Source organism: Luteimonas campi (assembly GCF_051162505.1).
Lineage (GTDB): Bacteria > Pseudomonadota > Gammaproteobacteria > Xanthomonadales > Xanthomonadaceae > Luteimonas.
Genome location: NZ_JBNWEM010000005.1, coordinates 173,285 through 198,754, shown reverse-complemented (window position 1 = coordinate 198,754; position 25,470 = coordinate 173,285). Strand labels below are relative to the sequence as shown.

Below are 25,470 nucleotides of genomic sequence, written 5' to 3'. Positions count from 1 at the left end.
GCGCGACGCGCCGGCCGTGGGGTGCCCCACCCGGAAAGGCGCCTGCCTTGTCGCTCAGCCCAGCCGGCGCCTGGGCTGCTGGGTGGCCGCGGCATCCTCCGCGACGGCGTTGATCCGCTGCCACAGCTGCTTCATCGCCTCGTCGAATGGCGAATCCACCGAGCGGACCTGGGCATTGCCCTGCGCCACCATCACCGCGAGTTCCTCGGGAGAGACCACGGTCTTGCGCAGGCCGCGACGGTTGACGATCAGGAAACGGCCCGTCAACGGGCTGATCCAGGCGATGCGCCCGGCGCTGTCCTGGCCGTCCTCATCGACCAGCCGCAGCCCCTGCCCCACCCGCAGCCGGCGCATGCGCGCGGCGATCGCGGGATCGAACCCCAGCTGCGCACTGCCGCCGGCCACGCGCAGCACGCCGTCGGATTCCGGCGCCTCGCCCTCGTCGAGCTGCGGCTGATGCACGGTACGCGGGGTATCGGGCAGCGCCAGCGCGGAAATGATGCGGGCCATCGCATCGCGCGCGCTGCCGGCCTCCATGCCACAGTTGGCGTAACACTCGCCCAGCGGCACCTGCAGCGCCAGCAACTGCCGGGCCACGACCGCGCCACGCACCTCGGCGGCGTCGGCATCGACCTGCACCATCGCATCGCCAAGCTGGATCGCCGCCAGGTGGCGCTCCGAATCGGCACCGTCGCGCAGCCAGGTCTGGGTCAGGTGGTGGCGCCAATGGCGGTCTAGGAAATGGGCGACCGCGGCGGTCAGCGGCCGACCCGCCAGGCGCGAGGCGACCAGGTCGGCCGCGCTGCGACGCGCCTGCTGCAGACGTTCGCGCCCATGGATGGCTTCGGCGGCGCGCTTCTCGGTGAGTTCTGCGCGGCGGCGCTGCTGATCGAGGTGGTCGCGCAGCTCCGAGGCGGCCAGTTCGAAGATCGCCTGGTCGTCCTGGTATTCCTCGACCACGCGATCGACGGCATGCCCGGCCTGGTTCAAAGTTTCCTGATCCTGCGGGGTCTTGCCCTCGTTGCCGTCGCAGGCCTCGGTCACCGCATCCAGCAGGCGGCGCGCGGGATGACTGCGGCGGTTGAACAGGGAGTCGTCGGTCAGCGCCACCTTCAGGTAGGGCACCACCAGCTTGCCGTAGAGCTGGCGGGCGTCGCCGACCAGGTCGTTGGCGTCGAACAGCGACTGGAACAGGATCCCGATCAGGTCGATCGCGTCTTCCTCGTCGCCACTGAAGTGGGTGTGGGCCGGGTCGAAGCCGATCTGGCGCACGCCGTCGAGCAGCGAATGCCGGATCACGTCGGCCAGCGGGCGCGAATCCTCGCCGGCCAGCACCTTCTCGAACGGGGCCGGGTCGTCGCCCTGCAGCAGCGAGGCGAGGCTGATCAGCTCCTGCGTGTCGAGCACATGCCCGCCCTCCTGGGTCGCAGGCGGCTGCACCGCCGCGAACGCGGAGCGGGCCAGGCCGTGGGCCGGCATCGCGTCGGCCGACCCGGCGGACCGTTCGCGCCAGGCGCGAAGCTGGTCGCGCACCAGGTCGCGGTAGCGCAGCGGACGGCCGCTGGCCAGCGCTTCGGCGACGACCTGTTCGCGCACGCGGCTGGTGGCTGCGCTTTCGCCACTGGAGGGGCTGGCCGCGGCTCCTGCCACCGGGCCCGCAACGCCACCGCCACCTGCGCCTGGGCCGAACCCCTGGTCGACCTGGGCGCCGACGGGGCCGGCCGCGCCGGGTGCAACGCCCGGTCCGGAGTGCGGCACCACGCCCCCGTCGGGTACCCATTCGCCGGACGCGTCCTGCGCCGCGGGTGCGGGGCGTGGCGCGGCGCGGGGTGCCGCCGGCGCCGACGCGGCAGCGCTGAACGCGGCCGCGTCGAGGGTGGCATTGGCCTTCTCGTAGAGTTCGCCCAGCACCTTGGGCAGGCGCTTGTCGAACTGCTGGAACACCATCGAGCGCAGGCCGGAGGTGAGATCGTCCTCCTCGAACAGCGCGACGAACGCCGTCACCGCGACCTCCGGGCGCAGCGGATTGGGCCGCTTGCGGCCGATCCCCAGCGCCTCGGACAGCTGCCGCAGGCGCTCGTCGAGCTGGGCCAGCGGATGCAGGAACTGGTGGTCGAGCAGTTCGACGATCTGCTGCCCGGCGAGGTGGATCTCGAGCTCGGATTCCGACATCAGCGTCAGCGAGCGCTCGCGCTGCGGCGAATCCTCCGCATCCAGCCAGCGCGCGAACTCCTTCTCGATCGACTCACGAAAGCGCGTCGCCAGCTCCAGCGCGCGGTGGCTCAGCGCCATCACTGCAACGCGGTCTTCCTGCGCGGCGACGTAGTCGTGGCCGGCCAGTGCGGCCAGCCGCACCTGTTCCTCGATCGCGCTCCAGAAACCGGACAGCAGGCCGCCCAGCTCGGTCATCGCCTCGTGTTTGAGCGTTTCCAGCACCCGGGCAGGCGCCCGCACGGGATCTCCCCGGCCGGCTGGCTGACCTGTCGGAACGGAACGAGGCATCATTCTGGGGGACAATGCGTCACGTTTAGACGCCGCAACATCATTCAGTTTTCATAGTGCACAGTCTGTGACTGCATCCGCAAATAACTCCCCGACCGCCCTGGCCGCGCTGGATCAGCGCCGCTCCGTCCCCGCCCGACAGCTCGGCGAACCCGGGCCCGACGAGGCCACCCTGCTGCGTATGCTGGGTTCGGCGGTGCGCGTGCCCGACCACGGCAAGCGCGTGCCCTTCCGCTTCATCCGCGTGGCCGGAGAGACGGCCGGCCGCCTGGGCGAGGCGCTCGCCGCGATCAGCCTGGCGCGGGATCCGGAGGCGCCGCAGGCCGCGCTCGACAAGGACCGCCAGCGCTTCACCCACGCCCCGCTGGTGATCGTGGTGGTGGCGGTGCTGGACCCGGAGGACCGGCAGATCCCGGAGGTGGAGCGCCTGCTGAGCGCGGGAAGCGTCTGCTTCGCCCTGCTCCAGGCCGCGCAGGCGCTCGGTTTCGGCGCCTGCTGGCTGACCGGCTGGCCGGCCCACGATCCGCAGGCGCAGCAGCTGATGGGGCTGGGAGCGCACGAGCAGGTCGCCGGCTTCATCCACATCGGCACCCCGCTGCAGGAGGCACCGGAACGCAACCGCCCGGATCCGCAGGCGCTGCTGAGCGATCTCGCGCTCCCCGGCTGACCGGTGCGGCACGGCGCCTACAATGGCGGGATGAGCCGCCCCACGCTGTACCTGGTCGATGCCAGCCTTTACGTGTTCCGCGCCTGGCATTCGATGCCCGACGAATTCCGCGACGCACAGGGCTGGCCCAGCAACGCGGTCCACGGCTTCGCGCGTTTCCTGCTCGAACTGGTCGAGCGCGAGCGCCCGCGCCACATCGCCGTGGCCTTCGACGAGGCGCTGGACAGCTGCTTCCGCAACGCGCTCTACCCGGCCTACAAGGCCAACCGCCCGCCCGCGCCGGACGATCTGCGGCGCCAGTTCGCGCACTGCAAGTCGCTGGCCGCGGCGCTGGGCCTGAACGTGCTGGCGCACAGCGAGTACGAGGCCGACGACCTGATCGGCAGTGCCCTGCGCGGCGCGCGCGGACTCGGGCATCGCGGCCTGATCGTGTCGGCCGACAAGGACCTCTCGCAGCTGCTCGAAGACCTCGACGAGCAATGGGACTTCGCTCGCGGCCAGCGCTGGGGCGCGGCGGGCGTGAAGGCGCGGCACGGCGTGGAGGCGCGGCAGATCGCCGATTACCTGGCGCTCTGCGGCGACGCGATCGACAACATCCCGGGCGTGCCCGGCATCGGCGCGAAGACCGCTGCGGTCCTGCTGGCGCATTTCGGCACGCTCGACGCGCTGCTGGCGCGGGTCGACGAGATTCCGTTCCTGCGCCTGCGCGGGGCCGCGCAGGCGGCGGCGCGTCTGCGCCAGCACCGCGAACAGGCGTTGCTGTGCCGCCGCCTGACCACCATCGCCTGCGATGCGCCGCTGGGCGACGCGGCGCCCGTCTTCGCGCGCGCGCCGGCCGACGGCGATGCCATCGCCGGCCTCTGCGAACTGCTGCGTTTCGGGCCCCTGACGCGCCGCCGCCTGTATGCCGCGGCGGGCCTGGACTACACGCCACCGCTGGCCGATGCGGCCTGGGAAGGAGCCTTGCCGGCATGAGCACGCCGCCCTCGGATGCCGAACTGCTCTACGAAGGCCAGTGGCTGCGGCTGGTCCGCCGCGGGCGCTGGGAGTCGTGCGAACGCACCCACGGCCGCGATGGCCTGGCGGTGCTGGTGATCGCGGTCACGCCGGATGACGAGGTGCTGTTCGTCGACCAGTACCGCGTGCCGCTGGGTGCGCGCACCATCGAGATGCCGGCAGGCCTGGTGGGCGACAGCCACGACCTGGACACGCTCGAATCCGCCGCCCGGCGCGAGCTGATCGAGGAAACCGGCTGGGAGGCCGGGCGCGTGGACGTGCTGCTGATCGGGCCTACGTCATCGGGCATGAGCAACGAACGCATCGCCTTCGCGCGCGCGCTCGACCTGCGCAAGGTCGGCGACGGCGGCGGCGTGGACGACGAGGACATCGTGGTGCACACGGTGCCGCGCGCGCAGGCGCCGGCCTGGCTGATGCGCAAGCATGCCGAGGGCTACGAACTCGACCTCAAGCTCTGGGCCGGCCTCTGGATGATCGACCATGACCCCGACGGTTCCCCGCGCCGCTGACCCCGTCGCCGCCGGCCTGCTCGGCCCGGACGATCCGCCGCCGGTGCAGGTGCTGCGCGCCGATGCCGCGTCGCCCTGGCTGCTGATCGCCGACCACGCCGGCCAGGCGGTGCCCGCGGCGCTCTCGCGGCTGGGCCTGCCGCAGCACGAGCTCGACCGCCACATCGGCTGGGACATCGGCATCGCGGGGGTGACCGCGCGCCTGGCCGAACGCCTCGACGCCTGCGCAATCCTGCAGGCCTATTCGCGCCTGGTGATCGACTGCAACCGACCGCTGGACGCGCCCGGCTCGATCGTCGAACGCAGCGACGGTACGGAGGTTCCCGGCAATGCCGGCATCCACGCCAGTGCGCGGCAGCGCCGCATCGACGCGATCTTCCGCCCCTACCATGCGCGCATCGCGGTGGAACTCGATCGGCGCGCCGCTGCCGGACGGCCCACGCTGCTGGTGGCGATGCACAGCTTCACCCCGGAGATGGGCGGTCACCGGCGGCCCTGGCACGCTGGCGTGCTCTACCAGCGCGACACCCGGATGGCGCACGCGCTGCTGGACGCATTGCGCGACGAAGGCGACCTGGTGGTCGGCGACAACGAACCCTACGCCGTCAGCGACGCGACCGACTACGCCATCCCCGTCCACGCCGAACGGCGCGGGCTGCCGCATGTCGAACTCGAGATCCGCCAGGACCTGATCGCCGATACGCGCGGCCAGCAGGCCTGGGCCGACCGCCTGGCGCGCCTGTTCGCGCGCCTGCAGGACCGCTTCGCAGCGGGTTGAGCCGGCGTCAGGCGCCGGCGAAGGCGTCGGTGGCGCGCACCAGCGCGTCCACGTTCTCGGCTTCGAAGGCCGAATGCCCCGACGCGGGAGTGATCACCAGCTCGGCCTTGGGCCAGACCTTGTGCAGGTCCCAGGCGTTCTGCACCGGGCAGACCACGTCGTAGCGGCCATGCACGATGACCCCCGGGATGCCGGCGATGCGATAGGCATCGCGCAGCAGCTGGTCGTCGACCTCGAAGAACCCCTTGTTGGTGAAGTAGTGGTTCTCGATCCGCGCGAACGCGAGCGCGAACTGCGCGTCCTCGTGGCCGCTGACGAAGTCCTGGTCGACATGGAGGAACGAGGTCGCCCCTTCCCAGACGCTCCAGGCGCGCGCGGCGGCCAGGCGGGTGGCTTCGTCCTCCGAAGTCAGGCGGCGGTGGAAGGCGGCGATCAGGTCGTCGCGCTCGTCCTCGGGGATCGCGCCGATGTAGTGCTCCCAGGCCTCGGGGAACAGCCGCGATGCGCCTTCCTGGTAGAACCACTGCAGCTCCCAGTGGCGCAGCATGAAGATGCCGCGCAGCACCAGTTCGGTCACGCGCAGGCTGTGGCTCTGCGCGTAGGCCAGGGCCAGGGTCGAGCCCCAGGAGCCGCCGAACACCTGCCAGCGCTCGATGCCCAGATGTTCGCGCAGCGCCTCGATATCGGCGACCAGGTGCCAGGTGGTGTTGTCCACCAGGTCGGCATGCGGCGTCGAACGCCCGGAGCCACGCTGGTCGAACAGCACGATGCGGTACTTCGAGGGGTCGTGGAAGCGGCGCATCTTGGCGTTGCAGCCGCCGCCCGGACCGCCGTGCAGCAGCACCACCGGCTTGCCCCTGGGGTTGCCGCATTGTTCGTAGTACAGGGTGTGGCGGTCGTCGACCTGCAGGCTGCCCGTGTCGTAGGGCGTGATCTCCGGGTACAGCGTGCGCATGCGGCGCCTCCGTAAAAGCAGTGCCGCCAGTCTAGTGGGCGCGTCGCGGTGGCGCGACCGCATCGCCCGAGACGTTCCGACGCGCGCACGCCGATTCGGGCCGCGCGGCCGTCGTACAGCCGGCTATCCCGGCCAGCGACCGAGGCTGACGCGGTCGCGCCGCTCGAGGTCGGCGTGGGTGGCGACCTCCGACAGTCCCGCCGCCTCGAGCAGCGCGCGCACCGCCGCGCCCTGGGTCCAGCCGTGTTCAAACAACAGCCAGCCGCCGGGAACCAGGTGCGCAGGCGCCGCCGCGGCGATGGCACGGATCGCGTCGAGTCCGTCCGGCCCCGAGGCCAGCGCGGCCGGCGGCTCGTGGCGCAGATCGCCCTGGCCCAGGTGGGGATCGTCGCTGGCGATGTAGGGCGGGTTGCTCGCCACCAGGTCGAACCGCTGCCCCGGCACGGCGCCGAACCAGTCGCCCTGGCCGAAGACGAGGTTGCGCAGGCCGAGGCGGGCGGCGTTGGCCTGCGCCACTGCCAGCGCGGCCGCGCTGGCGTCGGTCGCCACTACCTGTGCGCGCGGACGTTCGCTGGCCAGCGCCAGGGCGATGGCGCCGCTGCCGGTGCCCAGGTCGGCCACGCGCGCTGCTGCCTCGGCCGGAAGGCGCTCCAGCGCCAGTTCCACCAGCAGTTCGGTTTCCGGGCGGGGAATCAGCGTGTCGGGCGTCACCGCAAGGTCGAGGGTCCAGAAGCCTTGGCGGCCGCACAGGTAAGCCACCGGCTCGCCCCGCTCCCGGCGGTCCAGCAGATCCGCGAACGTCGACGCATCCGCGGCTGCGACAGCATCCCCGGCATGGGCGAACAGCCAGGCCCGCGGGCGCTCCAGCACATGCGCCAGCAGCACGGCCGCATCGACCGCGTCGATCCGCGCGCGGGCGGCGTCGAGCAGGCAGCGGACAGTCGGCTGGGGGCGATCGGTCATCGCAGGCATCGTAGCGAGGGCGCCCCCTGACAGCGCCGGACAAAGAGAAGGCGGCCGAAGCCGCCTTCAAAGATTCCGTACGCGTGTGGGAGGGAGGAACGAATACGGAACGCGGCGGGATCGGCGTGCGGGCACGCCAGATCCGATGCCCTGCACTGCCCCGGAGGCTCCGAACCTGCGTCCTCCCCGGACTGCAGTGCGTGAACGAAATATGCTGCACTGCAAAAAGAGTTGCAAGCATTTCCAGCACGGTTCGGGGTGGATTTATCGCCAAAATTGATAGATACTATCTATCGGAAGAATAAACATATTCGATTTTGCTTATTGATAGTCGAGGTCTATCATTTGCCGGTCGATCCAAACCCGGATCGAAGCACGTCCATCCGCAACCAAGAGGTGCCCATGTCCCTGATCAACACCGAAATCAAGCCGTTCAAGGCCTCCGCCTACCAGAACGGCGAGTTCATCGAAGTCACCGATGCCAGCCTCAAGGGCAAGTGGTCGGTCCTGATCTTCATGCCGGCCGCCTTCACCTTCAATTGCCCGACCGAGGTCGAGGACGCCGCCAACAACTACGCCGAGTTCCAGAAGGCCGGCGCCGAGGTGTACATCGTCACCACCGACACGCACTTCTCGCACAAGGTGTGGCACGAGACCTCCCCGGCGGTGGGCAAGGCCCAGTTCCCGCTGGTCGGCGACCCGACCCACCAGCTGACCCGCGCCTTCGGCGTGCACATCGAGGAAGAAGGCCTGGCTCTGCGCGGCACCTTCGTGATCAACCCGGAAGGCGTGATCAAGACCGTCGAGATCCACGACAACGCCATCGCCCGCGACGTCACCGAGACCCTGCGCAAGCTCAAGGCCGCCCAGTTCGTCGCCGCCAACCCCAACGAGGTCTGCCCGGCCAAGTGGAAGGAAGGCGAGAAGACCCTGAAGCCGTCGCTGGACCTGGTCGGCAAGATCTGATCCACCGCGACACCCGCTCCACCGATTGAACCCCGCCCCGTGCCGCCGCCCGGCGGCGCGGGAGCGGATCGGAGCCGATGCCGGCCCAGCCAGCGGCTGGAGTCCCTCCCCTCGTCCGGCGGCAAGCCAAGCCGGCGTCGGTTCCGATCCGCTTCCGCAGCGCCCTCCCCCAAGGAGTCCCACGTGCTCGACAACGATCTCAAGGGCCAGCTCAAGGCCTATCTCGAACGACTGCAGCGTCCGGTCGCGATCGTCGCCTCGGTCGACGACGGCGACAGCTCGAAGGAGATGCTGGAACTGCTGGAGGACATCCGCGCCCAGTCCGATCGCATCACGGTCGAAGTGCGCCGCGACGATGCCGAGCGCAAGCCCTCGTTCGCGCTGACCTCCCCGGGCCATGACATCGCGCTGCGCTTCGCCGGCCTGCCGATGGGCCACGAGTTCACCTCGCTGGTGCTGGCCCTGCTGCAGGTGGGTGGCCACCCGTCCAAGGCCGCGCCGGAACTGCTCGAGCAGGTGCGCGGGCTGAAAGGCGAGTTCCGCTTCGAAACCTATTACTCGCTCAGCTGCCAGAACTGCCCGGACGTGGTCCAGGCGCTCAACCTGGCCGCGGTGCTGAACCCGAACATCTCGCACGTGGCCATCGACGGCGCCCTGTTCCAGGACGAGGTCGAGTCGCGCCAGGTGATGTCGGTGCCCTCGATCTTCCTCAACGGCGAGCTGTTCGACCAGGGCCGCATGAGCCTGGAGCAGATCGTGGCCAAGCTCGACACCGGCGCTGCGAAGCGCGAGGCGGCGAAGATCGCCACCAAGGACGCGTTCGACGTGCTGGTCGTCGGCGGCGGCCCGGCCGGCGCGGCGGCCGCGGTCTACGCCGCGCGCAAGGGCATCCGCACCGGCGTGGCGGCCGAGCGCTTCGGCGGCCAAGTGCTCGACACCATGGCCATCGAGAACTTCATCTCGGTGCCGCATACCGAAGGTCCGAAGCTCGCCGCGCAGCTCGAGCAGCACGTGCGCGAGTACGACGTGGATGTGATGAACCTGCAGAAGGCCACCGCCCTGGTTCCCGCCGGCGCCGACGGCCTGGTGGAGGTGAAGCTGGAAAGCGGCGCCTCGCTGAAGTCGAAGACGGTGGTGCTCTCGACCGGCGCACGCTGGCGGCAGATGGGCGTGCCCGGCGAGGACCAGTACCGCAACAAGGGCGTGGCCTATTGTCCCCACTGCGACGGCCCGCTGTTCAAGGGCAAGCGCGTGGCGGTGATCGGCGGCGGCAACTCCGGCGTCGAGGCCGCCATCGACCTGGCCGGCATCGTCGCCCACGTCACCCTGATCGAGTTCGATTCGAAGCTGCGCGCCGACGAAGTGCTGCAGCGCAAGCTGCGCAGCCTGCCCAACGTGCGCATCATCACCAGCGCCCAGACCACCGAGGTGCTGGGGGACGGCAGCCGGGTCACCGGCCTGGCGTACAAGGATCGCGCCGGCGGCGACACGCACCGGCTGGAACTGGAGGGCGTGTTCGTGCAGATCGGCCTGCTGCCCAACACCGAATGGCTCGAGGGGACGGTGGCCCTGTCGCCGCGCGGCGAGATCGTCGTCGACGACCGCGGCCAGACCAGCGTGCCGGGTGTGTTCGCCGCGGGCGACTGCACCACGGTGCCGTACAAGCAGATCGTGATCGCGATGGGCGAAGGCTCCAAGGCCGCGCTGGCGGCATTCGACCACCTGATCCGGACCTCGGCCCCCGCCGCGGCGGCGCCGCTCGAAGCGCATACGGCCTGATCCGGTGAACCTGCGCGACCTCAAGTATCTGATTGCGGTCGCCGACCATCGCCACTTCGGCCGTGCCGCGGCGGCGAGCTTCGTCAGCCAGCCGACGCTGTCGACCCAGATCCGCAAGCTCGAGGACGAACTCGGCGTGTCGCTGATCGAGCGCGCGCCGCGCAAGGTGATGCTGACTCCGATCGGGGTCGAGATCGTCGAGCGCGCACGCCGGGTGGCCTCGGAAGTCGAGCAGATGAAGGAAGCCGCGCGGCGCAGCCAGCGGCCGGAAGCGGGCGCGGTGCGCCTCGGGATCTTTCCCACCCTGGGCCCTTACCTGCTCCCGCACGTGATCCCGCCGATCCGCGAGCGCTATCCCGACCTGCAGCTGCTGCTGGTGGAGGAGAAGAGCGACGAGCTGCTGGCACGGCTGCGCGACGGACGCCTGGACGCGGCGATCCTGGCCATGCCGGTGCACGACGACCAGTTGCACCATGAGTACCTGTTCGAGGAACCCTTCCTGCTGGCGGTGCCCGAGCAGCACCGCCTGGCCCGCCGCGACGCGCTGAGCCTGGACGACCTGTCCAGCGAGAACCTGCTGCTGCTGGAGGATGGCCATTGCCTGCGCCGGCAGACCCTCGATGTCTGCCACCTCGCCGGCGCGCAGGAAAAGAGCGAGTTCCGCGCCACCAGCCTGGAAACGCTGCGGCAGATGGTCGCGGCCAACGTGGGGATCACCCTGCTGCCGGCGCTGGCGGTGCAGCCGCCGGTGTCGCAGCCCTCGCACATCCGCCTGCTGCCGTTCACGGGAGCGCAGCCGAGCCGCCAGATCGCCATGTTCTGGCGGCGCAGTTCGGCGATGTCGGGTTTTCTGTCCGGCCTGGCGGCCGTGTTCGGCGCCGTCCCGCCTGCCCTGCTCGGCCCGCCGGGCCGCACCCGCGAGCTTGCGGCCGCGCCGCCACCGCCCGACATGCTCTGAGCGAGGCGCGCGCCCGCCACTTGATGCGCGCCGCCGGGAGCGCTACCGTTATCGGGACACCGAAGCGGGCGACGCGCTGGACGCGCCGTCCGTTTTTCTTTGGGAACGGGCCCTGCCCGTCCCGACCTGCCACGGAGCAAGACCGAACATGACCTCCCAATCCACCGGCGGCCTGCCGCCCCCGATCGTCGTCTCCCGCCGCGACGCGGCGCGACTGGAGGCCCTGATCGATTCGCCGCGTTGGCAGAACGACGCCACGGCGGAAGCCTTGCTGGGGGAACTGACCCGCGCGGAAGTCGTCGACGACGCGGCCATGCCTGCGGACGTGGTCGGCATGCATTCGCGGGTCGAATGCGTGGACGAAAACAGCGGCGAGACCCATACCCTGACCCTGGTGTACCCGCAGGAGGCCGATGCCGGCGCCGGCAGGATTTCGATCATGGCGCCGGTGGGCAGCGCGCTGCTGGGCCTGTCGGTGGGCCAGTCGATCGACTGGAGCACGCCCCAGGGCCGTCCGCTGAAACTGCGCGTCACCGGCGTCCACGCGGCGACAGCCTGACGCTTGTCGCCTCGCGCCGGCGCTGCCGGCGCGCGCGGCTGCCTGAGTCGACCTGGTTGCCTGACCCTGATGCCTGCCTGCCCTTGACGGGCGCACCTCACGGTCGCCCTCGCACCGCCGCCACGGCGCGCCCGGCCCGCGCCGCGCCGCCGGCAGGCGGCGCTGACACCGTCGTCGCGGGCTTCGCATCGATCTGCCGCGCGCAGTCGCGTACCCGGCGTCGCGTCCACCGGCACGCCGGGGCGAGGGGCTCCGTCGCGACCTAGCCGAAGCTCCCGACCGGGCAACTCACCCCGGTGCCGCCCAGGCCGCAATAGCCGGCCGGGTTCTTCGACAGGTACTGCTGGTGTTCGTCTTCGGCGTAATGGAACACCGGCGCCGGGAAGGCGATCTCGGTGGTGATCGTGCCCCGCCCCGCCTCGCTCAGCCGCTGCTGGAACGCATCGCGGCTGCGCAAGGCCTGTTCGTGCTGCGCCGGGGTGCTGCAGTAGATCGCCGAACGGTACTGGGTGCCGATGTCGTTGCCCTGGCGCATGCCCTGGGTTGGATCGTGATTTTCCCAGAACGCCTGCAGCAACTGCGCGAACGGCAGCGTCGCCGGGTCGTAGACCACCAGCACCACTTCGGCATGGCCGGTCTGGCCGGAACAGACCTCGCGGTAGTTCGGGTTGGGGGTCTGGCCGCCGGCATAGCCGACCGCCGTCGTGGCCACGCCAGGCAGGGTCCAGAACTTGCGCTCCGCGCCCCAGAAGCAGCCCATGCCGAACTGCACCTGCGCCAGGCCGGGGAACGCATCCCGCAGCGGCGCGTTGAGCACGTGGTGGCGATTCACGCGCAGCGGCATGATCGTCTCCCGCCCAGGGAGGGCTTCGCCAGGCAGCGGCAGGCGTTGTTTCCAGGCTCCGATTCCGGGCATCGCGAAAACTCCTCGGGGGACGGGCAGGATGTGCGGCCGCGCGGGCGCGCTTCAAGCCATCGGCACGGTCACGTGAAGACTGCCGGCGCCACCTGCACGCAGTTGCGACCATGCGACTTGGCCGCGTACAGCGCGCGATCGGCGCGCGCCACGGCACCCTCTGGCGTGTCTTCGTTGGGCAGTCGCGTCGCCACTCCCACGCTCACGGTCAGACGCAGCGGCTTGCCGTTCCAGACCGGGCGCAGGTTCTCCACCGCCATGCGCAGATGTTCGGCCGCCACGCGCGCCGCGGCGCCGTTGCGCCCCGGCAGCACGGCGATGAACTCCTCGCCCCCGTAGCGGCCGAACAGGTCGCCCTGCTCCAGCGCTCCACGCAGCGCGACCGCGACATGGCGCAGGCAGAAGTCGCCACCGGCGTGGCCATGGCGGTCGTTGACCGCCTTGAAATGATCCAGGTCGATGAACAGCACCGACACCGGCTGCTGGTCGCGGGCGGCCTCGGCGAAGCTGCGCGCCAGCCACTGGTCGATCGTGCGCCGATTCAGGCTGCCGGTCAGCGCGTCCAGTTCCGCCGAGCGGCGCAGGTTGACCGCGGCGACGGCCTGGTCCACGTGCTGGACCGCCAGTTGCGCGAACTCTCCCGCCAGCGACAGTTCCTCGGTGGCGAAGCCCTCGCCGCCTTCGCGCCTGAGCAGCAGCACGCCCCAGGCGGGCGCGCGGATCTGCAGCGGTACCACGGCCTCCATCGCGACGATCGAGGACTGCCCTTCCTCGGTGACCGGCTGCTGCAACGCCACCCCGCCGGCCGCCTGGCGCCTGAGCGCCAGTTGCCGCCGCGCGATTTCCGGATGCACGGCCAGCAGGTGCCGGGACGGCTCGGCCAGCACCAGGTCCAGACCATGGTAGCCCTGCACCACCACGGTGCAGGCCTGTACCGGCAGCAGCGGCAGCAGCCGGTCGATCAGCAATCGGAACGCGGTGGCCTGCATCTCGGCCGCAGGCAGCGCACGCAGCTGGGCCTGCAGCTGCGCCGCGAGGTCCGAGCGCGCGGTCTCGCGCGCCATCCGCCGCTCGGTGTCCGCGCGCGCGAGCAACTCGCGGTCGCGCTGGTAGCGGTATTCGCGGATCCGGCCCACCAGTCCCACCGCCAGGATCGCCACGCCCAGGGCGATCGCCAGCTGGTAGCCGTAGCGGACCACGAGGGTGTCGATGACATGGCCGCGAATCGCCAGTTCGGCGAAGACCACGCCGGCAAGGGTGCACAGCGTGAGCGCCACCATCGGCCAGGCCATCGCGATGCGCCGCCTGCCGCCGTCCACCAGCAGCGCCAGGGCCAGCAGCAAGGCCAGGCAGTAGGCGACGATCTGGCCCTGCAGTACCGGCCGCACCAGCGCGGGGAGATTGAGCAGGCACAGCCCCGCCAGTGCGACCGCGGCAAGCGACACCCCGTCCACCCAGGACTTCCAGGCCATGCGGCCCTGATGCATCTCCACGTACCTGAGCAGCATCTGCAGCCAGGCCGCGCACAGCAGCAGCGACAGCGCGATCACGCCCTGGCTGCGCCAGAACGCGAACAGGCGCAGGCCCGGGAACTGGTAGAGATGGCCATTGACCGCCGACAGCGTGAGCAGGGTGGCCAGGGCGAAACCGAACAGGCCCAGGAACAGCCGGTCACGCGCGGCCGAGTACAGCGCCAGCGCCAGCAGGCCGATGGTGAACAGACAGGCGTAGATCATCGCGCTGGCGGCCACGCCGTACTGCTCCAGGCGCATGGCCCGGGTCTGGTCCATCACCTCCGGGCGCAAGGCCCGGCGGCCACTGCCGTGGGCGTGCAGTTCCAGTTCCACCGGCCCCTGCCAGTGGGCGGGCAGCGTGAACAGGAAGCTGCTGGGCAGGAGTCCAGCGTCGTCGATGGGCGAAAAGAAGCTCCGGGTCTCGCTGCGCCAGTCGCCGCGCTGCAGCCAGACCGCGTCCAGCGCGCTGCGCTCCAGCCGGACGACCCAGCGCGACCCGTCCCCGGCCGCCGGCAGTTCGAACCGCATCAGCAGGGACGCGGGACGCGGGCCATCGGCGCCGGGCGGGCTCGTCGCATCCGCAACCAGCGGCGCGAGCGCGACCGGCACGCCCTGGCCCTGCGGCACGCTGCCGGCCACCGCCGTGGCCAACAGCCACAGCAGCAGGGCGACGCCGAGCGCCACCAGGCCATCGTGGCGCGACCCGGTTTCACGCGGCCCGATCAGGATCCACCCCCGCCGGCACCGCACGGCCGCCCGCTGCCCCCGCAAGGCAGGCCAGGGACACGCATGGCGGGGTATCGGACAGCGGGCATGCCGGGCTTCATCCTGCGCGCAATGCGCCTGCGGATGGTAAGCAAGCATCGTGCCCATGCTGGCGAGGCCCTGTCCACACCCGCCGTACGCGCGCAACCGCGGGCAGGCAAGACAGGCCGCTCGGCTACACTGGCGTTTTCCCCTCAAAGCGCGTCATGACCTCAGCCGAACCGGCCGCCACCCCCCCGGCGCCGTCCACCGAGCCCAGCCCGGCCCGCCACGACTTCATCCGCCAGATCGTCCGCGACGACCTGGCCAGCGGCAAGCACAGCGCGATCCGCACCCGTTTCCCGCCCGAGCCCAACGGCTACCTGCACATCGGGCACGCCAAGGCGATCTGCCTGGACTTCGGCATCGCCGAGGAGTTCGGCGGGGCGTGCAACCTGCGGTTCGACGACACCAACCCGGCCAAGGAAGACCCGGCCTTCGTGCGCGCCATCCAGGAGGATGTGCGCTGGCTGGGCTTCGACTGGGCCGAGCTGCGCCACGCTTCCGACTATTTCGAGGTGTACTACCTGGCCGCCGAGAAACTGGTCCGCCAGGGCGACGCCTTCGTCTGCGACCTCACGCCCGAGGAGGTGCGCCAGTACCGCGGCAGCCTGACCGAACCGGGTCGCAATTCGCCCTTCCGCGACAGGTCGATCGAGGACAACCTGGACCTGTTCCGGCGCATGCGCGCGGGCGAGTTCGCCGACGGCGCCCGCACCCTGCGCGCCAAGATCGACATGGCCAGCGGCAACATCAACCTGCGCGACCCGGCCCTGTACCGGATCAAGCACATGCCGCATCCGATCGCCGGCGCCGGCTGGTGCATCTATCCGATGTACGACTTCGCCCACGCCCTGGGCGATGCCATCGAGGGCATCACCCACTCGCTGTGCACGCTGGAGTTCGAGGACCACCGGCCGCTGTACGACTGGTGCGTGCAGAAGGTGGACCTCGCCGGCGACCCTGGACTGCTTGCGCCGCTGGTCGACAAGGGGCTGCCCAACGTGGCGGCGCGTCCGCGCCAGATCGAGTTCTCGCGGCTCAACATCAACTACACGGTGATGAGCAAGCGCAAGCTCACCCAGCTGGTCGCCGACGGCCTGGTCGACGGCTGGGACGATCCGCGCATGTACACCCTGCAGGGCCTGCGCCGGCGCGGCTACACGCCGGCCGCGCTGCGCCTGTTCGTGGACCGGATCGGCATCAGCAAGCAGAACTCGATGATCGATTTCTCGGTGCTCGAGGGGGCGCTGCGCGAGGACCTGGACGCTTCCGCGCCGCGGCGCATGGCCGTGGTCGATCCGCTCAGGCTGGTGCTGTCCAACCTGGCGGAGGACCACGAGGAAACGCTGGTCTTCTCCAACCATCCCAAGGACGAGTCCTTCGGCACGCGCGAAGTGCCGTTCTCGCGCGAGCTGTGGATCGAGCGCGAAGACTTCGCCGAAGTGCCGCCCAAGGGCTGGAAGCGCCTGGTCCCGGGCGGCGAGGTGCGGCTGCGCGGCGCCGGCATCGCGCGCGTGGACGAGGTGGTGAAGGACGCCGACGGCAACGTGGTGGAACTGCGCGGCTGGCTCGATCCCGAATCGCGTCCGGGCATGGAAGGCGCCAATCGCAAGGTCAAGGGCACCATCCACTGGGTCAGCGCCCGGCACGCGGTGGAAGCCGAAGTCCGTCTGTACGACCGCCTGTTCTCGGTTCCCGATCCGGACGACGAGAGCGAAGGCAAGAGCTACCGCGATCATCTCAATCCCGACTCCAGGCGCAGCGTGCGCGGCTACGTGGAGCCAGCCGCGGCGATGGCCGGCGCGGAACAGTCGTTCCAGTTCGAACGCCTGGGCTATTTCGTCGCCGACCGCGTCGACCACCGCGCCGATGCGCCGGTGTTCAACCGCAGCGTCTCGCTGCGCGACACCTGGGCGGCCAGGACCTGAGCATGGCGAGCGCACTACGCCATTCCGCGACGCTGCTGCTGGCGCTGCTGCTCGGGGCCTGTGCGCCGCGTGCGGACATCTCCGCGCCGGCCGCGGCCCCGCCCGCGGAGACGCAGCCGGACATTCCCGCGCCGTCCGCGACCGCCCTTGCGCCGGACCGCTCCTGCCGGCTCGCCAGCGACTGCACGGTCAGGAACGTCGGCAACTGTTGCGGCTATTTTCCGGCATGCGTGAACAAGGACGCCGAGGTGGACCCTGAGGCGGTCCGCGCACAGTGCGAACGCGACGGTCTGTCGTCGGTCTGCGGCTGGCAGGAGATCGAGGCCTGCGACTGTGTCCAGGGCCAGTGCACAGCGTCCAATGCCCTGAAGCCGGTGACGCGATGACGACGGTCGCCCAGGTCCAACTCACCCTGCCCGACTGGGTGCACACCCGCGTCGATCTGGCGCGCGCCTATCCCGGCGACGACGCCAAGGTGGCGCTGGCCATCGAGCTGTCGCGCCTGAACGTCGAGGCCGGCAGCGGTGGCCCATTCGGAGCCGTGGTCTTCGACGCCGGCAACGATCGCGTCGTGTCGGTCGGCGTCAACCGCGTGCTGCCGCAGAACTGTTCGGTCGCCCATGCCGAGACCATGGCTTACATGCTGGCGCAGCAGCGCCTGCAACGCGCACGCCTCAACCGCGACCTGGACGACAACGTCGTCGGGCGCTTCGTGCTGGCAACGTCGGCGCAACCCTGCTGCCAGTGCTATGGCGCGACGGTGTGGGCCGGCATCGACCGGCTGCTGATCGGCGCGCGCTCCCAGGACGTGGAAGCCCTGACGCCGTTCGACGAAGGTCCGCTCCCGGCCGACTGGGTCGGCGAACTGCAGCGGCGCGGCATCGAGGTGGTGCGCGATCTCCATCGCGACGCGGCCTGCGAAGTGTTGCGGGCCTACGGCGCAGCCGATGCCGGCCGCTACTGAGCCGGCCGCGCCCGGCTCCCGCCCGGGCCGCGCATGAACGGCCTGTTGTGCTACTGCCGCGCCGGCTTCGAACCCGACCTCGCGGCCGAGCTGGGCGAGCGCGCCGCGGACGCGGGCGTCGTCGGCTATGCCCGCGCCGGTCGCGGCGAGGGCCATGTGCTGTTCCTGGGCGACGCGACGGACATGTCCACGCGCCTGCCGTGGCGCTCGCTGGTGTTCGCGCGGCAGTCGCTGTCGCTGTTCGCCGAACTGCGCGCGCTCGATCCAGGCGATCGCATCACGCCGATGCTCGAGGCGATCGAAAGCGCGGGCAGCGCGCGTCGTTACGGTGCGTTGTGGGTGGAACACCCCGATTCGGACGCCGGCAAGCCGCTGTCGGCCCTTGCGCGCAGCTTCGCCAATGCCCTGCGTCCCGCGCTGCGCAAGCGCGGCCTGCTGGCCGCGAACGATGATCCAGCGCTGCCGCGCCTGCACGTGTGCTTCCTGGCCGGCGACCATGCCCTGCTCGCCAGCGCCGATCCGGCCCGCACGTCGCCCTGGCCGCTTGGCGTGCCGCGCCTGAAGCTGCACGCCGACGCGCCCTCGCGTTCGGCGCTCAAGCTGGAGGAGGCGCTGCTTGCGCTGCTCGATCCGGTGCAGCGGCGCGAGCTGCTGCAGCCAGGCATGTCCGCGGCCGACCTCGGCGCGGCACCGGGCGGCTGGACCTGGGTGCTGGCCCGCCAGGGGCTGCGCGTCACCGCCATCGACAACGGCCCGCTGCGCGCGCACCTGTTCGACACCGGGCTGGTCGAACACCTGCGCGCGGACGGTTTCCGCTGGCATCCTCCGCGGTCGCTCGACTGGATGGTCTGCGACATGGTCGAGCAGCCTTCGCGCGTCGCGCGGCGGATGGGCGAGTGGTTCCGCGAAGGCTGGTGCCGACAGTCGATCTTCAATCTCAAACTGCCGATGAAGAAGCGCTGGCTGGAAACGCAGCGCAGCCTGGAGGCCTTCCGCGAAGCAGCCGGCGTGCCCGTCGAGGTACGCGCGCGGCAGCTCTACCACGACCGCGAGGAGGTCACGGTCTTCGCCAGGCGCATGGCCGGCGCCTGAATGCGGCGGGCCGTTCAGCCCGCGGCCGGTCGCGCTTGACGCGTGTTTCATCGCGCGCTGCGGAGCATGGCCCTGTCTTCAACGGGAGTCCGGTCATGAACCAGCGCATCCTGCGTTGCACTGCCCTCGCCGCCGCGATCGCGCTCGCCTCAGGAGACGTCGCCGCCCAGTCGGCCGGCACGCCGCGAGCCAAGGCAGTCAGCAGCGTGGCAACCGATGCCGCACGTGCAGAAGCTGGAGCCGCACGTGCGGTCGCCCGTGACGCGCAGCAGGCCGCTGCGGAGGCCGCCGCGGCAGCGCGGACGCCCGCAGTGACGGCACGCGGCGAGGCCAGCGCCGATTACCACGCCCATGTGGCGCGGGAAGCCGCACTACGTGCGCAGGCATCGGCCCAGGCGGCCGAAGACGCGGCCAATCGCACCGGCGCCGCCCGCGGCGCCGCCTACTCGGGTACCGCGCAGCCGCTTGGCGCCATGGCCGAAGCGACCACGGCCCGCCTCCACGCCGCGGCCGCGAGCACGACCGCGCAGCAGGCCGCCGCCGAAGCTGTGGTGTCCTCGCGGGCGGCGGTCGAAGCGGCCAGCGCGCCGCCGGTGCCACCACAGCCGCCGGTCACGACCAGCACCGCGCTGCCCGAGCCCATGGTCACGGTGACCTCGCACAACACCAGGCCGGCGATGGTGGCGGCCAGCCGTGCCTTCAACCAGCTCGATACGGACGGCGATGGTGCCGTGTCGAAGGCCGAGGCCTCGGCCGAACCCGCGCTGGCAGGCAGCTTCGACGTAGTGGACAGCAACCGCGACGGCCGCATCGACCGCGACGAATACACCGCCCGGATCCGCTGACGCGCCCAGCGCAACGCCTTCCGCCCGGCCGGCCGGCGGCCGCCTCCCGGCGACGGCGCATCACGTTCACCCCGTCACCTTCGCCGGAGCGGCCTGGCCCTACAATCCACCCGGTTTCCCACACGGCGCCTATCCATGGCTTCCAGCCTGCTTGTCCTGCTCGACGACATCGCCACGATCCTGGACGACGTGTCGGTGATGACCAAGGTGGCGGCGAAGAAGACGGCAGGCGTACTGGGCGACGATCTGGCGCTCAATGCCGAGCAGGTCAGCGGGGTGCGCGCGGACCGCGAGTTGCCGGTGGTCTGGGCAGTGGCCAAGGGCTCGGCGCTCAACAAGCTGTTCCTGGTGCCGGCGGCGCTGGCGATCAGCGCCTTCCTGCCTTGGCTGGTGACGCCCCTGTTGATGGCGGGTGGCCTGTTCCTGTGCTACGAGGGCGCGGAGAAACTGCTGCACCGCTTCCTGCACGGCAAGGCCGAGCGCGACCAGCGCCATGCCGCCCATGCCGCTGCCCTCGCCGCGTCCGATGCGGACCTGCTGCAGCTGGAAAAGGACAAGATCAAGGGCGCGATCCGCACCGATTTCATTCTCTCGGCGGAGATCATCGTGATCTCGCTGGGCACCGTGACCGACAAGGCCTTCCCGGTGCAACTCGGCGTGCTGGTCGGGATCGCCGCGCTGATGACGGTGGGCGTCTACGGCCTGGTGGCCGGCATCGTGAAGCTGGACGACTTCGGCCTGTACCTGAGCCGCAGCGTCAGCAGCGCTGCGCGCGCCATTGGCACCGGCATCCTGCGCATGGCGCCCTGGCTGATGAAGGGCCTGGCGGTGGCCGGCACGGCGGCGATGTTCCTGGTCGGTGGCGGCATCCTCACCCATGGCTTCCACGCAGTCAGCGAATGGATCGGCGATGCCGCGATGGAGGCCTCCCATGTGCCGGGCGTGGGCGTGGTGCTGGGGGCGCTGACCCCGATGCTGATCAACGCCGCGGTCGGCATCGCCGCAGGTGCCGCGGTGGTGGGCGTGGTGACGCTGGTCCGGCGGCTGCGCGGCGCGCCGGCCGAAGCCACGCATTGAAGGCTCTCCGCCGGTTCAGAGCCCGGCAGCGCGTCGCCAGAACATGCCCAGCAGCGGCGGCAGCCGGCCGGCAATGCCGAGCAGGTGGCCGCGCACCAGCGTGGGCAGCATGGCGTCGTTGGAGAACAGGTGGTTGATGGCTTCGAAGCTGTAGGCGGCGATCGTGTTGTCGCTGCGGCGGCCGCGCGCCCAGCGGGCTAGCCGCTGCGGCGTGTCCCAGGCGGCGCGCAGACGCCCGGCATCGCGCACCGTAGCCTGCAGCGCGGCGACGTCGCGCAGGCCGAGGTTCACGCCCTGCCCCGCCAGCGGATGCACCGCATGCGCGGCATCGCCTACGACCAGCACGCGACCCTGTACCTGCCGCGCCGCCAGTTGCCGCCGCAGCGGGAAACCGACCCGGCGACTGACCGGCTGGATCGGGCCCAGCCGGGCGTCGAAAGCCACGGTGAGCTCCCTGCCGAACGCCGCATCGTCCAGTGCCAGCACGCGCGCGGCCTCGTCCTGAGGCAGGGTCCAGACGATCGAGCAGGTGCCGTCGGCACAGGGCAGCAATGCCAGCGGGCCGGTCGGCAGGAAACGCTGCCAGGCGGTGTCCTGGTGTGGCTGCGCGGTGCGCACGTAAGCGACCACGCCCTGCTGCGCATAGTCGTGCGTCTCCACCTCGATGCCCGCCAGCGCACGCAGGCGCGACGCTGCCCCATCGGCGGCGACCGCGATGCGGGCCGATACCCGGCTGCCGTCGTCCAGCCGCAGGCGCAGGCCGTCGACGTCCTCCTCCAGCGCCTCGACCGCGGCCGGGCACTGCAGTCGCACGCCGGACTGTTCCAACCGCTGCCACAGCGCGTCCACCAGCAGGCCATGTTCGACGATCCAGCCCAGTTCGGTACGCGCCAGCGCGTCGGCATCGAACACGGCCGGGCCGCCGCCAGCAGCATCCCAGACATGCATGCGGCGATAGGGATGCGCGCGCGAGGCCTGCACGCTCCGCCATGCGCCCAGCGCATCCAGCAGGGCGACGTTGTCCGGCGCCAGCGCGTAGACACGCAGGTCGGGGGTGTCGCGCGACCAGGCCGGCGGCCGCCGCGCCTCCACCAGGCAGGCGTCGAGGCCGGCCTGCGCCAGCGCCAGCGCGCAGGCCGCGCCCACCACGCCGCCGCCCACCACCACCACGTCGTGCGGACCCCGCCGGCTCATGCAACGCCTCCGCGGCACAGGGCCGGCACATCGCCGCGATAGCCCATCGCCCCACCCGCCAGCATCGACTGCAGCGAGGGCACCGCGCCCAGCGCGGTCAATCCCAGGCTGCGCAGCGGACGCAGCAGGGGTGACGGGTTGGCGGTGAGCCGCGCCAGCCCGTCCGAGAAGGCCACGGTGCGGCGGCGATCTTCCGCGCGTCGCCGCGCGTAGGCGTCCAGCAACGTCTCTGCACCGGGATCGCCGGCGCCGGCGAGCAGCTCGGCCAGCGTCAGCGCATCGCGCAGGCCAAGGTTGAAGCCCTGCGCCCCGAGCGGATGCAGGGCCTGCGCGGCGTTGCCGACCAGGACCACACGCCGGGCCGCGGTGCGCTCGGCCACGACGCGTATCGCCGGATACACGCTACGTTCGCCCACCTCCAGGAAGCGCCCTGCGCGCCATCCGAAGGCGTCCTGCACCCGCGCCAGGAAGCCGCGGTCGTCCAGCGCCGCGACCGTATCCGCGCTGCCCGCGGCCACCCCATGGACCAGGCCATAGCAGCCGTCGCCGCGTGGCAGCAGCGCGGTCGGGCCGTCATCGCCCAGGCGCTCGTAGGCGGTCCCGTCCGGCGCTCGCTGTGTGCGCAGCCGCGCCACGAACAGGCGCTGCCCGTAGTCGTGCGTCGCCGCACCGATGCCGGCGGCTGCGCGCACCAGGCTCGTGGCGCCGTCGGCGGCCACGACCAGCCGCGCGGCCAGCCGCTGCTCGCCGCCGTCGCCGGCCACGCGCACGTAACGGAGGTCAGCGTCCGGACCGGCGTCGAAACCGAGGAAACGGACCGGCCGCAGCCGCGTGAGCCGCTGCGCGTCGGACAGCCGCCCCTCCAGCGCCTCGCCCAGGTCGCGCGCCACCACCACCTGGCCGAACGCTTCGCGTCCGAAATCCACGGCCTGCAGCCAGGCCTGTCCGAAATCGCCCGCGCGGCTGATGTGGATACGCCGGATCGATCCGGCCGGCCGCCGCAGGCGTGCCATCACCCCGAGCGCGCCCAGCGCGTTGACCGTGGCCTCGGCGAAGCTGAGGTTGCGCTGGTCGAACACCGCGGGCATCGCCGCGGGCGGCGTGACCTCGAGCAGGGTCGCGGCCACCCCGGCGCGGTCGAGCGCCAGCGCCAGGCTGGCACCGACCAGGCCACCGCCGATGATCAGTACGTCGTGGATCTGCAGGTCTGCCATGTCGCGGCATCATACCGGCAGGGCCCTGGCCACCCGCGTCGTGGCGGGCGCCGCCCCCCACGCGAACGGGTAGAATGCCGGGGTTTCCAACGCCTGCGACCGCACGCCATGACCCGATCCGTTCCCGACACCCCGTTCGCACCCGGCCCGATGGTCCTGACGGCGATGATCCTGCTGGCCGCATTCTCGCGCCTGCTGCCGCTGCCGCCGAACTTCGCGCCGATCGAGGCGATCGCGCTGTTCGGCGGCGCGTACTTCGCACGTCGCAGCCTGGCCTTCCTGGTGCCGGTGCTGGCGATGCTGGTGGCCGACCTGGCCCTGGGCCTGCTGCGCGGCGATACCTACCTGGCCTACTTCACCAGCACCGGCTACCTGCCCAGCCTGCTGGCCAACTACCTGAGCATCGCCGCCACCGTGGCGCTGGCCTTCGGACTGCGCGGCCGGGTCAACGGCGCGCGCGTGCTGGGCTACTCGCTGGCCGGTTCGGTGCTGTTCTTCCTGGTCAGCAACTTCGCGGTCTGGCTGACCGCGTTCATGGTCCCGGGCTACCCGGCCTGCAGCACCGGCCTGCTGCCCTGCTACGTCGCGGCGCTGCCGTTCTTCAAGACGACCCTGCTGAGCACGCTGGCCTATTCGGCCCTGCTGTTCGGCGGGTTCGCGCTGCTGCGCGGGCGCCTGCCGGCGCTGCGCGCGCAGACCGTCTAGGCGTCGCGCCCGCCGTGGGCAACCGCCTGTCGAAGATCTACACCCGGACCGGCGACGACGGCACCACGGGCCTGGGCGACGGCAGCCGCATCGTCAAGGACGCGCCTCGGGTCGCTGCCTACGGCACCGTCGACGAAGCCAACTCCGCGATCGGCCTCCTGCTGGCCGCGCCGCTGCCCGAGGACGTACGTGAGCTGCTGGTCTCGGTGCAGCACCAGCTGTTCGACCTCGGCGGCGAACTCTGCATCCCCGGCCATGCCGCCATCTTCGACGCCGACATCGCGCGCCTGGAGGAACGGCTGGACCACTACAACCAGGCGCTGCCACCGCTGAAGGATTTCATCCTCCCCGGCGGCGGCGAGGCCGCCGCGCGCTGCCACATCGCCCGCACCGTGGTGCGTCGCGCCGAGCGCGAGGCGGTCACCCTGTCGCGGCAGGAGGCGGTGCGGCCACAGGCGATCGGCTATCTCAACCGCCTCTCCGACCTGTTGTTCGTGCTGGCGCGGGTGCTGGCCCGGGCCGACGGCCACGGCGAAGTGCTCTGGCGGCACGACCGCCGCTAGGCAGGCCGCGATGGCGCGCATCCTCGGCTACACCCACCCCGCGTGCCTGGAGCACGATACCGGGCCGGGACACCCCGAATGCGCCGACCGCCTGGGCGCCGTGCTCGAAGCCCTGCACGAGGCCTTCCCGCAGATGGAGTGGATGGAAGCGCCCCGCGCCACCCGCGGCCAGTTGCTGCGCGTGCACGACCCGCGCCTGCTGGCCACGGTGCTGGCGCCGCACCCGCCCGACCGGATCCGCCTGGACCCCGATACGGTCGTATCGCCCGGCTCTCCCGAGGCCGCACTGCGCGCGGCCGGCGCGGGCGTTGCCGCCACCGAGGCGGTGATGCACGGCGAGGCCGACGTCGCCTTCTGCGCCGTGCGGCCACCGGGCCACCACGCCACCATCGACGCGGCGATGGGATTCTGCCTGTTCGACAACATCGCAGTGGCGGCTGCCCATGCGCTGGACCGTTTCGGCCTGGCGCGGGTGGCCATCGTCGATTTCGACGTCCACCACGGCAACGGCACCCAGGCGATCTTCGAGCAGGACCCGCGCGTGCTCTATCTCAGCTCCCACCAGGCGCCGCTGTATCCCTGGACCGGCGCGGGCAACGAGCGCGGCACCGGCAACATCGTCAACGCCCTGCTGGCCGCGGGAGACGGCAGCGAAGCATTCCGCCGCTGCTGGCGGGACCAGTTGCTGCCCGCGCTCGACGCCTTCGCGCCGCAGCTGCTGCTGGTTTCGGCCGGCTTCGACGGCGACCGCCGCGACCCGATGGCCCAGCTCGAGCTGGTGCCCGACGATTTCGGCTGGCTGACCGGCGAGCTGCGGCGGCTGGCCGCACGCCATGGCGAGGGCCGCATGGTCTCGATGCTCGAGGGCGGCTACCACCTGCAGGCGCTGGGGGAATGCGCCGTCGCCCACGTCGCCGCGCTGGCCGCATCCTCGCCCGATCCTGCATGAACCGGCGCTGGCGGCCTGCATTGCCGCTGCACAAGGCTTCCGGCAAGCT

At 71.3% G+C, this 25,470-nt stretch carries 24 protein-coding genes; 17 read left to right on the top strand and 7 right to left on the bottom strand.

What is annotated here, in order from left to right; translation table 11 throughout:
* Positions 1–54: 54 nt before the first annotated feature.
* Complete coding sequence (locus tag ACQYVW_RS14935; protein WP_434947535.1) at positions 55–2,454, bottom strand: DUF1631 family protein; 2,400 nt, start codon at positions 2,452–2,454, stop codon at positions 55–57.
* Positions 2,455–2,569: 115 nt separating this feature from the next.
* Here ACQYVW_RS14935 and ACQYVW_RS14930 point away from each other — a divergent pair, with 115 nt between their 5' ends.
* Genes ACQYVW_RS14930 through ACQYVW_RS14915 form a run of 4 tightly spaced genes read left to right on the top strand, consistent with a single transcriptional unit; the run spans position 2,570 to position 5,473 of the window.
* Positions 2,570–3,169: a nitroreductase family protein gene (locus ACQYVW_RS14930; protein WP_434947534.1), complete on the top strand. Its 600-nt coding sequence runs from the start codon at positions 2,570–2,572 to the stop codon at positions 3,167–3,169.
* A 30-nt stretch (positions 3,170–3,199) separates the two neighbouring features.
* Entirely contained in the window at positions 3,200–4,144 is a 945-nt protein-coding gene (locus ACQYVW_RS14925; RefSeq protein ID WP_434947533.1) for a 5'-3' exonuclease, read from the top strand.
* Positions 4,141–4,695: an NUDIX hydrolase gene (locus tag ACQYVW_RS14920; protein WP_434947532.1), complete on the top strand. Its 555-nt coding sequence runs from the start codon at positions 4,141–4,143 to the stop codon at positions 4,693–4,695. Before ACQYVW_RS14925 ends, ACQYVW_RS14920 begins: the two co-directional genes overlap by 4 nt.
* Positions 4,667–5,473 carry an N-formylglutamate amidohydrolase gene (locus ACQYVW_RS14915; RefSeq protein WP_434947531.1) on the top strand — a complete coding sequence of 269 codons (807 nt, stop codon included), beginning with the start codon at positions 4,667–4,669 and terminating at the stop codon, positions 5,471–5,473. The genes ACQYVW_RS14920 and ACQYVW_RS14915 overlap by 29 nt, the downstream gene beginning before the upstream one ends.
* A gap of 7 nt (positions 5,474–5,480) precedes the next feature.
* Here ACQYVW_RS14915 and pip read toward each other — a convergent pair whose 3' ends face one another.
* Positions 5,481–6,428 (bottom strand): prolyl aminopeptidase, encoded by a 948-nt coding sequence (gene pip / locus ACQYVW_RS14910; protein WP_434947530.1) that lies wholly within the window; start codon positions 6,426–6,428, stop codon positions 5,481–5,483.
* A gap of 123 nt (positions 6,429–6,551) precedes the next feature.
* A complete protein-coding gene (gene prmC / locus ACQYVW_RS14905; RefSeq protein WP_434947529.1) occupies positions 6,552–7,391 on the bottom strand; it encodes a peptide chain release factor N(5)-glutamine methyltransferase in 840 nt (279 codons plus the stop codon).
* Between the two features lie 402 nt (positions 7,392–7,793).
* Here prmC and ahpC point away from each other — a divergent pair, with 402 nt between their 5' ends.
* The 4 genes from ahpC (at position 7,794) to rnk (ending at position 11,653) form a co-directional block, all read left to right on the top strand.
* Positions 7,794–8,357, top strand: a complete 564-nt coding sequence (gene ahpC, locus ACQYVW_RS14900) for an alkyl hydroperoxide reductase subunit C (RefSeq protein WP_434934765.1) — start codon at positions 7,794–7,796, stop codon at positions 8,355–8,357.
* Between the two features lie 183 nt (positions 8,358–8,540).
* On the top strand, positions 8,541–10,136 hold the full coding sequence (gene ahpF, locus ACQYVW_RS14895; RefSeq protein ID WP_434947528.1) for an alkyl hydroperoxide reductase subunit F: 1,596 nt from the start codon (positions 8,541–8,543) through the stop codon (positions 10,134–10,136).
* Between the two features lie 4 nt (positions 10,137–10,140).
* A complete protein-coding gene (locus tag ACQYVW_RS14890) occupies positions 10,141–11,094 on the top strand; it encodes a LysR substrate-binding domain-containing protein (RefSeq protein ID WP_434934768.1) in 954 nt (317 codons plus the stop codon).
* A gap of 148 nt (positions 11,095–11,242) precedes the next feature.
* Positions 11,243–11,653 carry a nucleoside diphosphate kinase regulator gene (gene rnk / locus ACQYVW_RS14885; protein WP_434934770.1) on the top strand — a complete coding sequence of 137 codons (411 nt, stop codon included), beginning with the start codon at positions 11,243–11,245 and terminating at the stop codon, positions 11,651–11,653.
* Positions 11,654–11,915: 262 nt separating this feature from the next.
* On the opposite strand, the gene msrA is transcribed toward rnk, so the two are convergent.
* Both msrA and ACQYVW_RS14875 read right to left on the bottom strand, forming a co-directional pair.
* Positions 11,916–12,569 carry a peptide-methionine (S)-S-oxide reductase MsrA gene (msrA, locus tag ACQYVW_RS14880; RefSeq protein WP_434947527.1) on the bottom strand — a complete coding sequence of 218 codons (654 nt, stop codon included), beginning with the start codon at positions 12,567–12,569 and terminating at the stop codon, positions 11,916–11,918.
* 68 nt (positions 12,570–12,637) lie between these two features.
* Positions 12,638–14,767: a diguanylate cyclase gene (locus tag ACQYVW_RS14875; RefSeq protein WP_434947526.1), complete on the bottom strand. Its 2,130-nt coding sequence runs from the start codon at positions 14,765–14,767 to the stop codon at positions 12,638–12,640.
* Positions 14,768–15,054: 287 nt separating this feature from the next.
* On the opposite strand from ACQYVW_RS14875, the gene ACQYVW_RS14870 reads away from it, so the two are divergent.
* The 6 genes from ACQYVW_RS14870 (at position 15,055) to ACQYVW_RS14845 (ending at position 20,796) form a co-directional block, all read left to right on the top strand.
* The gene (locus ACQYVW_RS14870) at positions 15,055–16,818 is read left to right on the top strand and encodes a glutamine--tRNA ligase/YqeY domain fusion protein (protein ID WP_434947525.1); all 1,764 of its coding nucleotides are present in this window, start codon (positions 15,055–15,057) and stop codon (positions 16,816–16,818) included.
* A gap of 2 nt (positions 16,819–16,820) precedes the next feature.
* Complete coding sequence (locus ACQYVW_RS14865; protein WP_434934778.1) at positions 16,821–17,204, top strand: hypothetical protein; 384 nt, start codon at positions 16,821–16,823, stop codon at positions 17,202–17,204.
* A complete protein-coding gene (locus tag ACQYVW_RS14860; RefSeq protein WP_434934780.1) occupies positions 17,201–17,782 on the top strand; it encodes a nucleoside deaminase in 582 nt (193 codons plus the stop codon). Before ACQYVW_RS14865 ends, ACQYVW_RS14860 begins: the two co-directional genes overlap by 4 nt.
* A 33-nt stretch (positions 17,783–17,815) precedes the next feature.
* On the top strand, positions 17,816–18,874 hold the full coding sequence (gene rlmM, locus ACQYVW_RS14855) for a 23S rRNA (cytidine(2498)-2'-O)-methyltransferase RlmM (protein ID WP_434947524.1): 1,059 nt from the start codon (positions 17,816–17,818) through the stop codon (positions 18,872–18,874).
* Between the two features lie 95 nt (positions 18,875–18,969).
* Complete coding sequence (locus ACQYVW_RS14850) at positions 18,970–19,719, top strand: EF-hand domain-containing protein (RefSeq protein WP_434947523.1); 750 nt, start codon at positions 18,970–18,972, stop codon at positions 19,717–19,719.
* A gap of 135 nt (positions 19,720–19,854) precedes the next feature.
* The gene (locus tag ACQYVW_RS14845) at positions 19,855–20,796 is read left to right on the top strand and encodes a DUF808 domain-containing protein (protein WP_434947522.1); all 942 of its coding nucleotides are present in this window, start codon (positions 19,855–19,857) and stop codon (positions 20,794–20,796) included.
* Positions 20,797–20,811: 15 nt separating this feature from the next.
* Here ACQYVW_RS14845 and ACQYVW_RS14840 read toward each other — a convergent pair whose 3' ends face one another.
* The gene (locus ACQYVW_RS14840) at positions 20,812–21,990 is read right to left on the bottom strand and encodes a UbiH/UbiF family hydroxylase (RefSeq protein ID WP_434947521.1); all 1,179 of its coding nucleotides are present in this window, start codon (positions 21,988–21,990) and stop codon (positions 20,812–20,814) included.
* Entirely contained in the window at positions 21,987–23,204 is a 1,218-nt protein-coding gene (gene ubiH / locus ACQYVW_RS14835) for a 2-octaprenyl-6-methoxyphenyl hydroxylase (RefSeq protein WP_434947520.1), read from the bottom strand. Before ubiH ends, ACQYVW_RS14840 begins: the two co-directional genes overlap by 4 nt.
* A gap of 108 nt (positions 23,205–23,312) precedes the next feature.
* Between ubiH and ACQYVW_RS14830 the strand changes: the two genes are divergently transcribed.
* From ACQYVW_RS14830 to ACQYVW_RS14820, 3 genes are read left to right on the top strand one after another with little or no spacing between them, the layout of a single operon-like run.
* Positions 23,313–23,909, top strand: a complete 597-nt coding sequence (locus tag ACQYVW_RS14830) for a DUF6580 family putative transport protein (protein ID WP_434934918.1) — start codon at positions 23,313–23,315, stop codon at positions 23,907–23,909.
* A 14-nt stretch (positions 23,910–23,923) separates the two neighbouring features.
* Positions 23,924–24,472: a cob(I)yrinic acid a,c-diamide adenosyltransferase gene (locus ACQYVW_RS14825; RefSeq protein WP_434934916.1), complete on the top strand. Its 549-nt coding sequence runs from the start codon at positions 23,924–23,926 to the stop codon at positions 24,470–24,472.
* A 19-nt stretch (positions 24,473–24,491) separates the two neighbouring features.
* On the top strand, positions 24,492–25,421 hold the full coding sequence (locus ACQYVW_RS14820; RefSeq protein ID WP_434934923.1) for a histone deacetylase family protein: 930 nt from the start codon (positions 24,492–24,494) through the stop codon (positions 25,419–25,421).
* The last annotated feature ends 49 nt before the right edge of the window (positions 25,422–25,470 follow it).

Bases quoted from the DNA above. Each gene is read 5' to 3' on its own strand.
- ACQYVW_RS14830 (WP_434934918.1), top strand. From the start codon at position 23,313: ATGACCCGATCCGTTCCCGACACCCCGTTCGCACCCGGCCCGATGGTC.
- ACQYVW_RS14865 (WP_434934778.1), top strand. From the start codon at position 16,821: ATGGCGAGCGCACTACGCCATTCCGCGACGCTGCTGCTGGCGCTGCTG.
- ACQYVW_RS14840 (WP_434947521.1), bottom strand. From the start codon at position 21,990: ATGAGCCGGCGGGGTCCGCACGACGTGGTGGTGGTGGGCGGCGGCGTG.
- pip (WP_434947530.1), bottom strand. From the start codon at position 6,428: ATGCGCACGCTGTACCCGGAGATCACGCCCTACGACACGGGCAGCCTG.
- prmC (WP_434947529.1), bottom strand. From the start codon at position 7,391: ATGACCGATCGCCCCCAGCCGACTGTCCGCTGCCTGCTCGACGCCGCC.
- ACQYVW_RS14860 (WP_434934780.1), top strand. From the start codon at position 17,201: ATGACGACGGTCGCCCAGGTCCAACTCACCCTGCCCGACTGGGTGCAC.
- ACQYVW_RS14920 (WP_434947532.1), top strand. From the start codon at position 4,141: ATGAGCACGCCGCCCTCGGATGCCGAACTGCTCTACGAAGGCCAGTGG.
- ahpC (WP_434934765.1), top strand. From the start codon at position 7,794: ATGTCCCTGATCAACACCGAAATCAAGCCGTTCAAGGCCTCCGCCTAC.
- ACQYVW_RS14850 (WP_434947523.1), top strand. From the start codon at position 18,970: ATGAACCAGCGCATCCTGCGTTGCACTGCCCTCGCCGCCGCGATCGCG.
- ACQYVW_RS14845 (WP_434947522.1), top strand. From the start codon at position 19,855: ATGGCTTCCAGCCTGCTTGTCCTGCTCGACGACATCGCCACGATCCTG.
- rlmM (WP_434947524.1), top strand. From the start codon at position 17,816: ATGAACGGCCTGTTGTGCTACTGCCGCGCCGGCTTCGAACCCGACCTC.
- rnk (WP_434934770.1), top strand. From the start codon at position 11,243: ATGACCTCCCAATCCACCGGCGGCCTGCCGCCCCCGATCGTCGTCTCC.
- ACQYVW_RS14870 (WP_434947525.1), top strand. From the start codon at position 15,055: ATGACCTCAGCCGAACCGGCCGCCACCCCCCCGGCGCCGTCCACCGAG.
- ACQYVW_RS14915 (WP_434947531.1), top strand. From the start codon at position 4,667: ATGACCCCGACGGTTCCCCGCGCCGCTGACCCCGTCGCCGCCGGCCTG.
- ACQYVW_RS14925 (WP_434947533.1), top strand. From the start codon at position 3,200: ATGAGCCGCCCCACGCTGTACCTGGTCGATGCCAGCCTTTACGTGTTC.
- msrA (WP_434947527.1), bottom strand. From the start codon at position 12,569: ATGCCCGGAATCGGAGCCTGGAAACAACGCCTGCCGCTGCCTGGCGAA.
- ubiH (WP_434947520.1), bottom strand. From the start codon at position 23,204: ATGGCAGACCTGCAGATCCACGACGTACTGATCATCGGCGGTGGCCTG.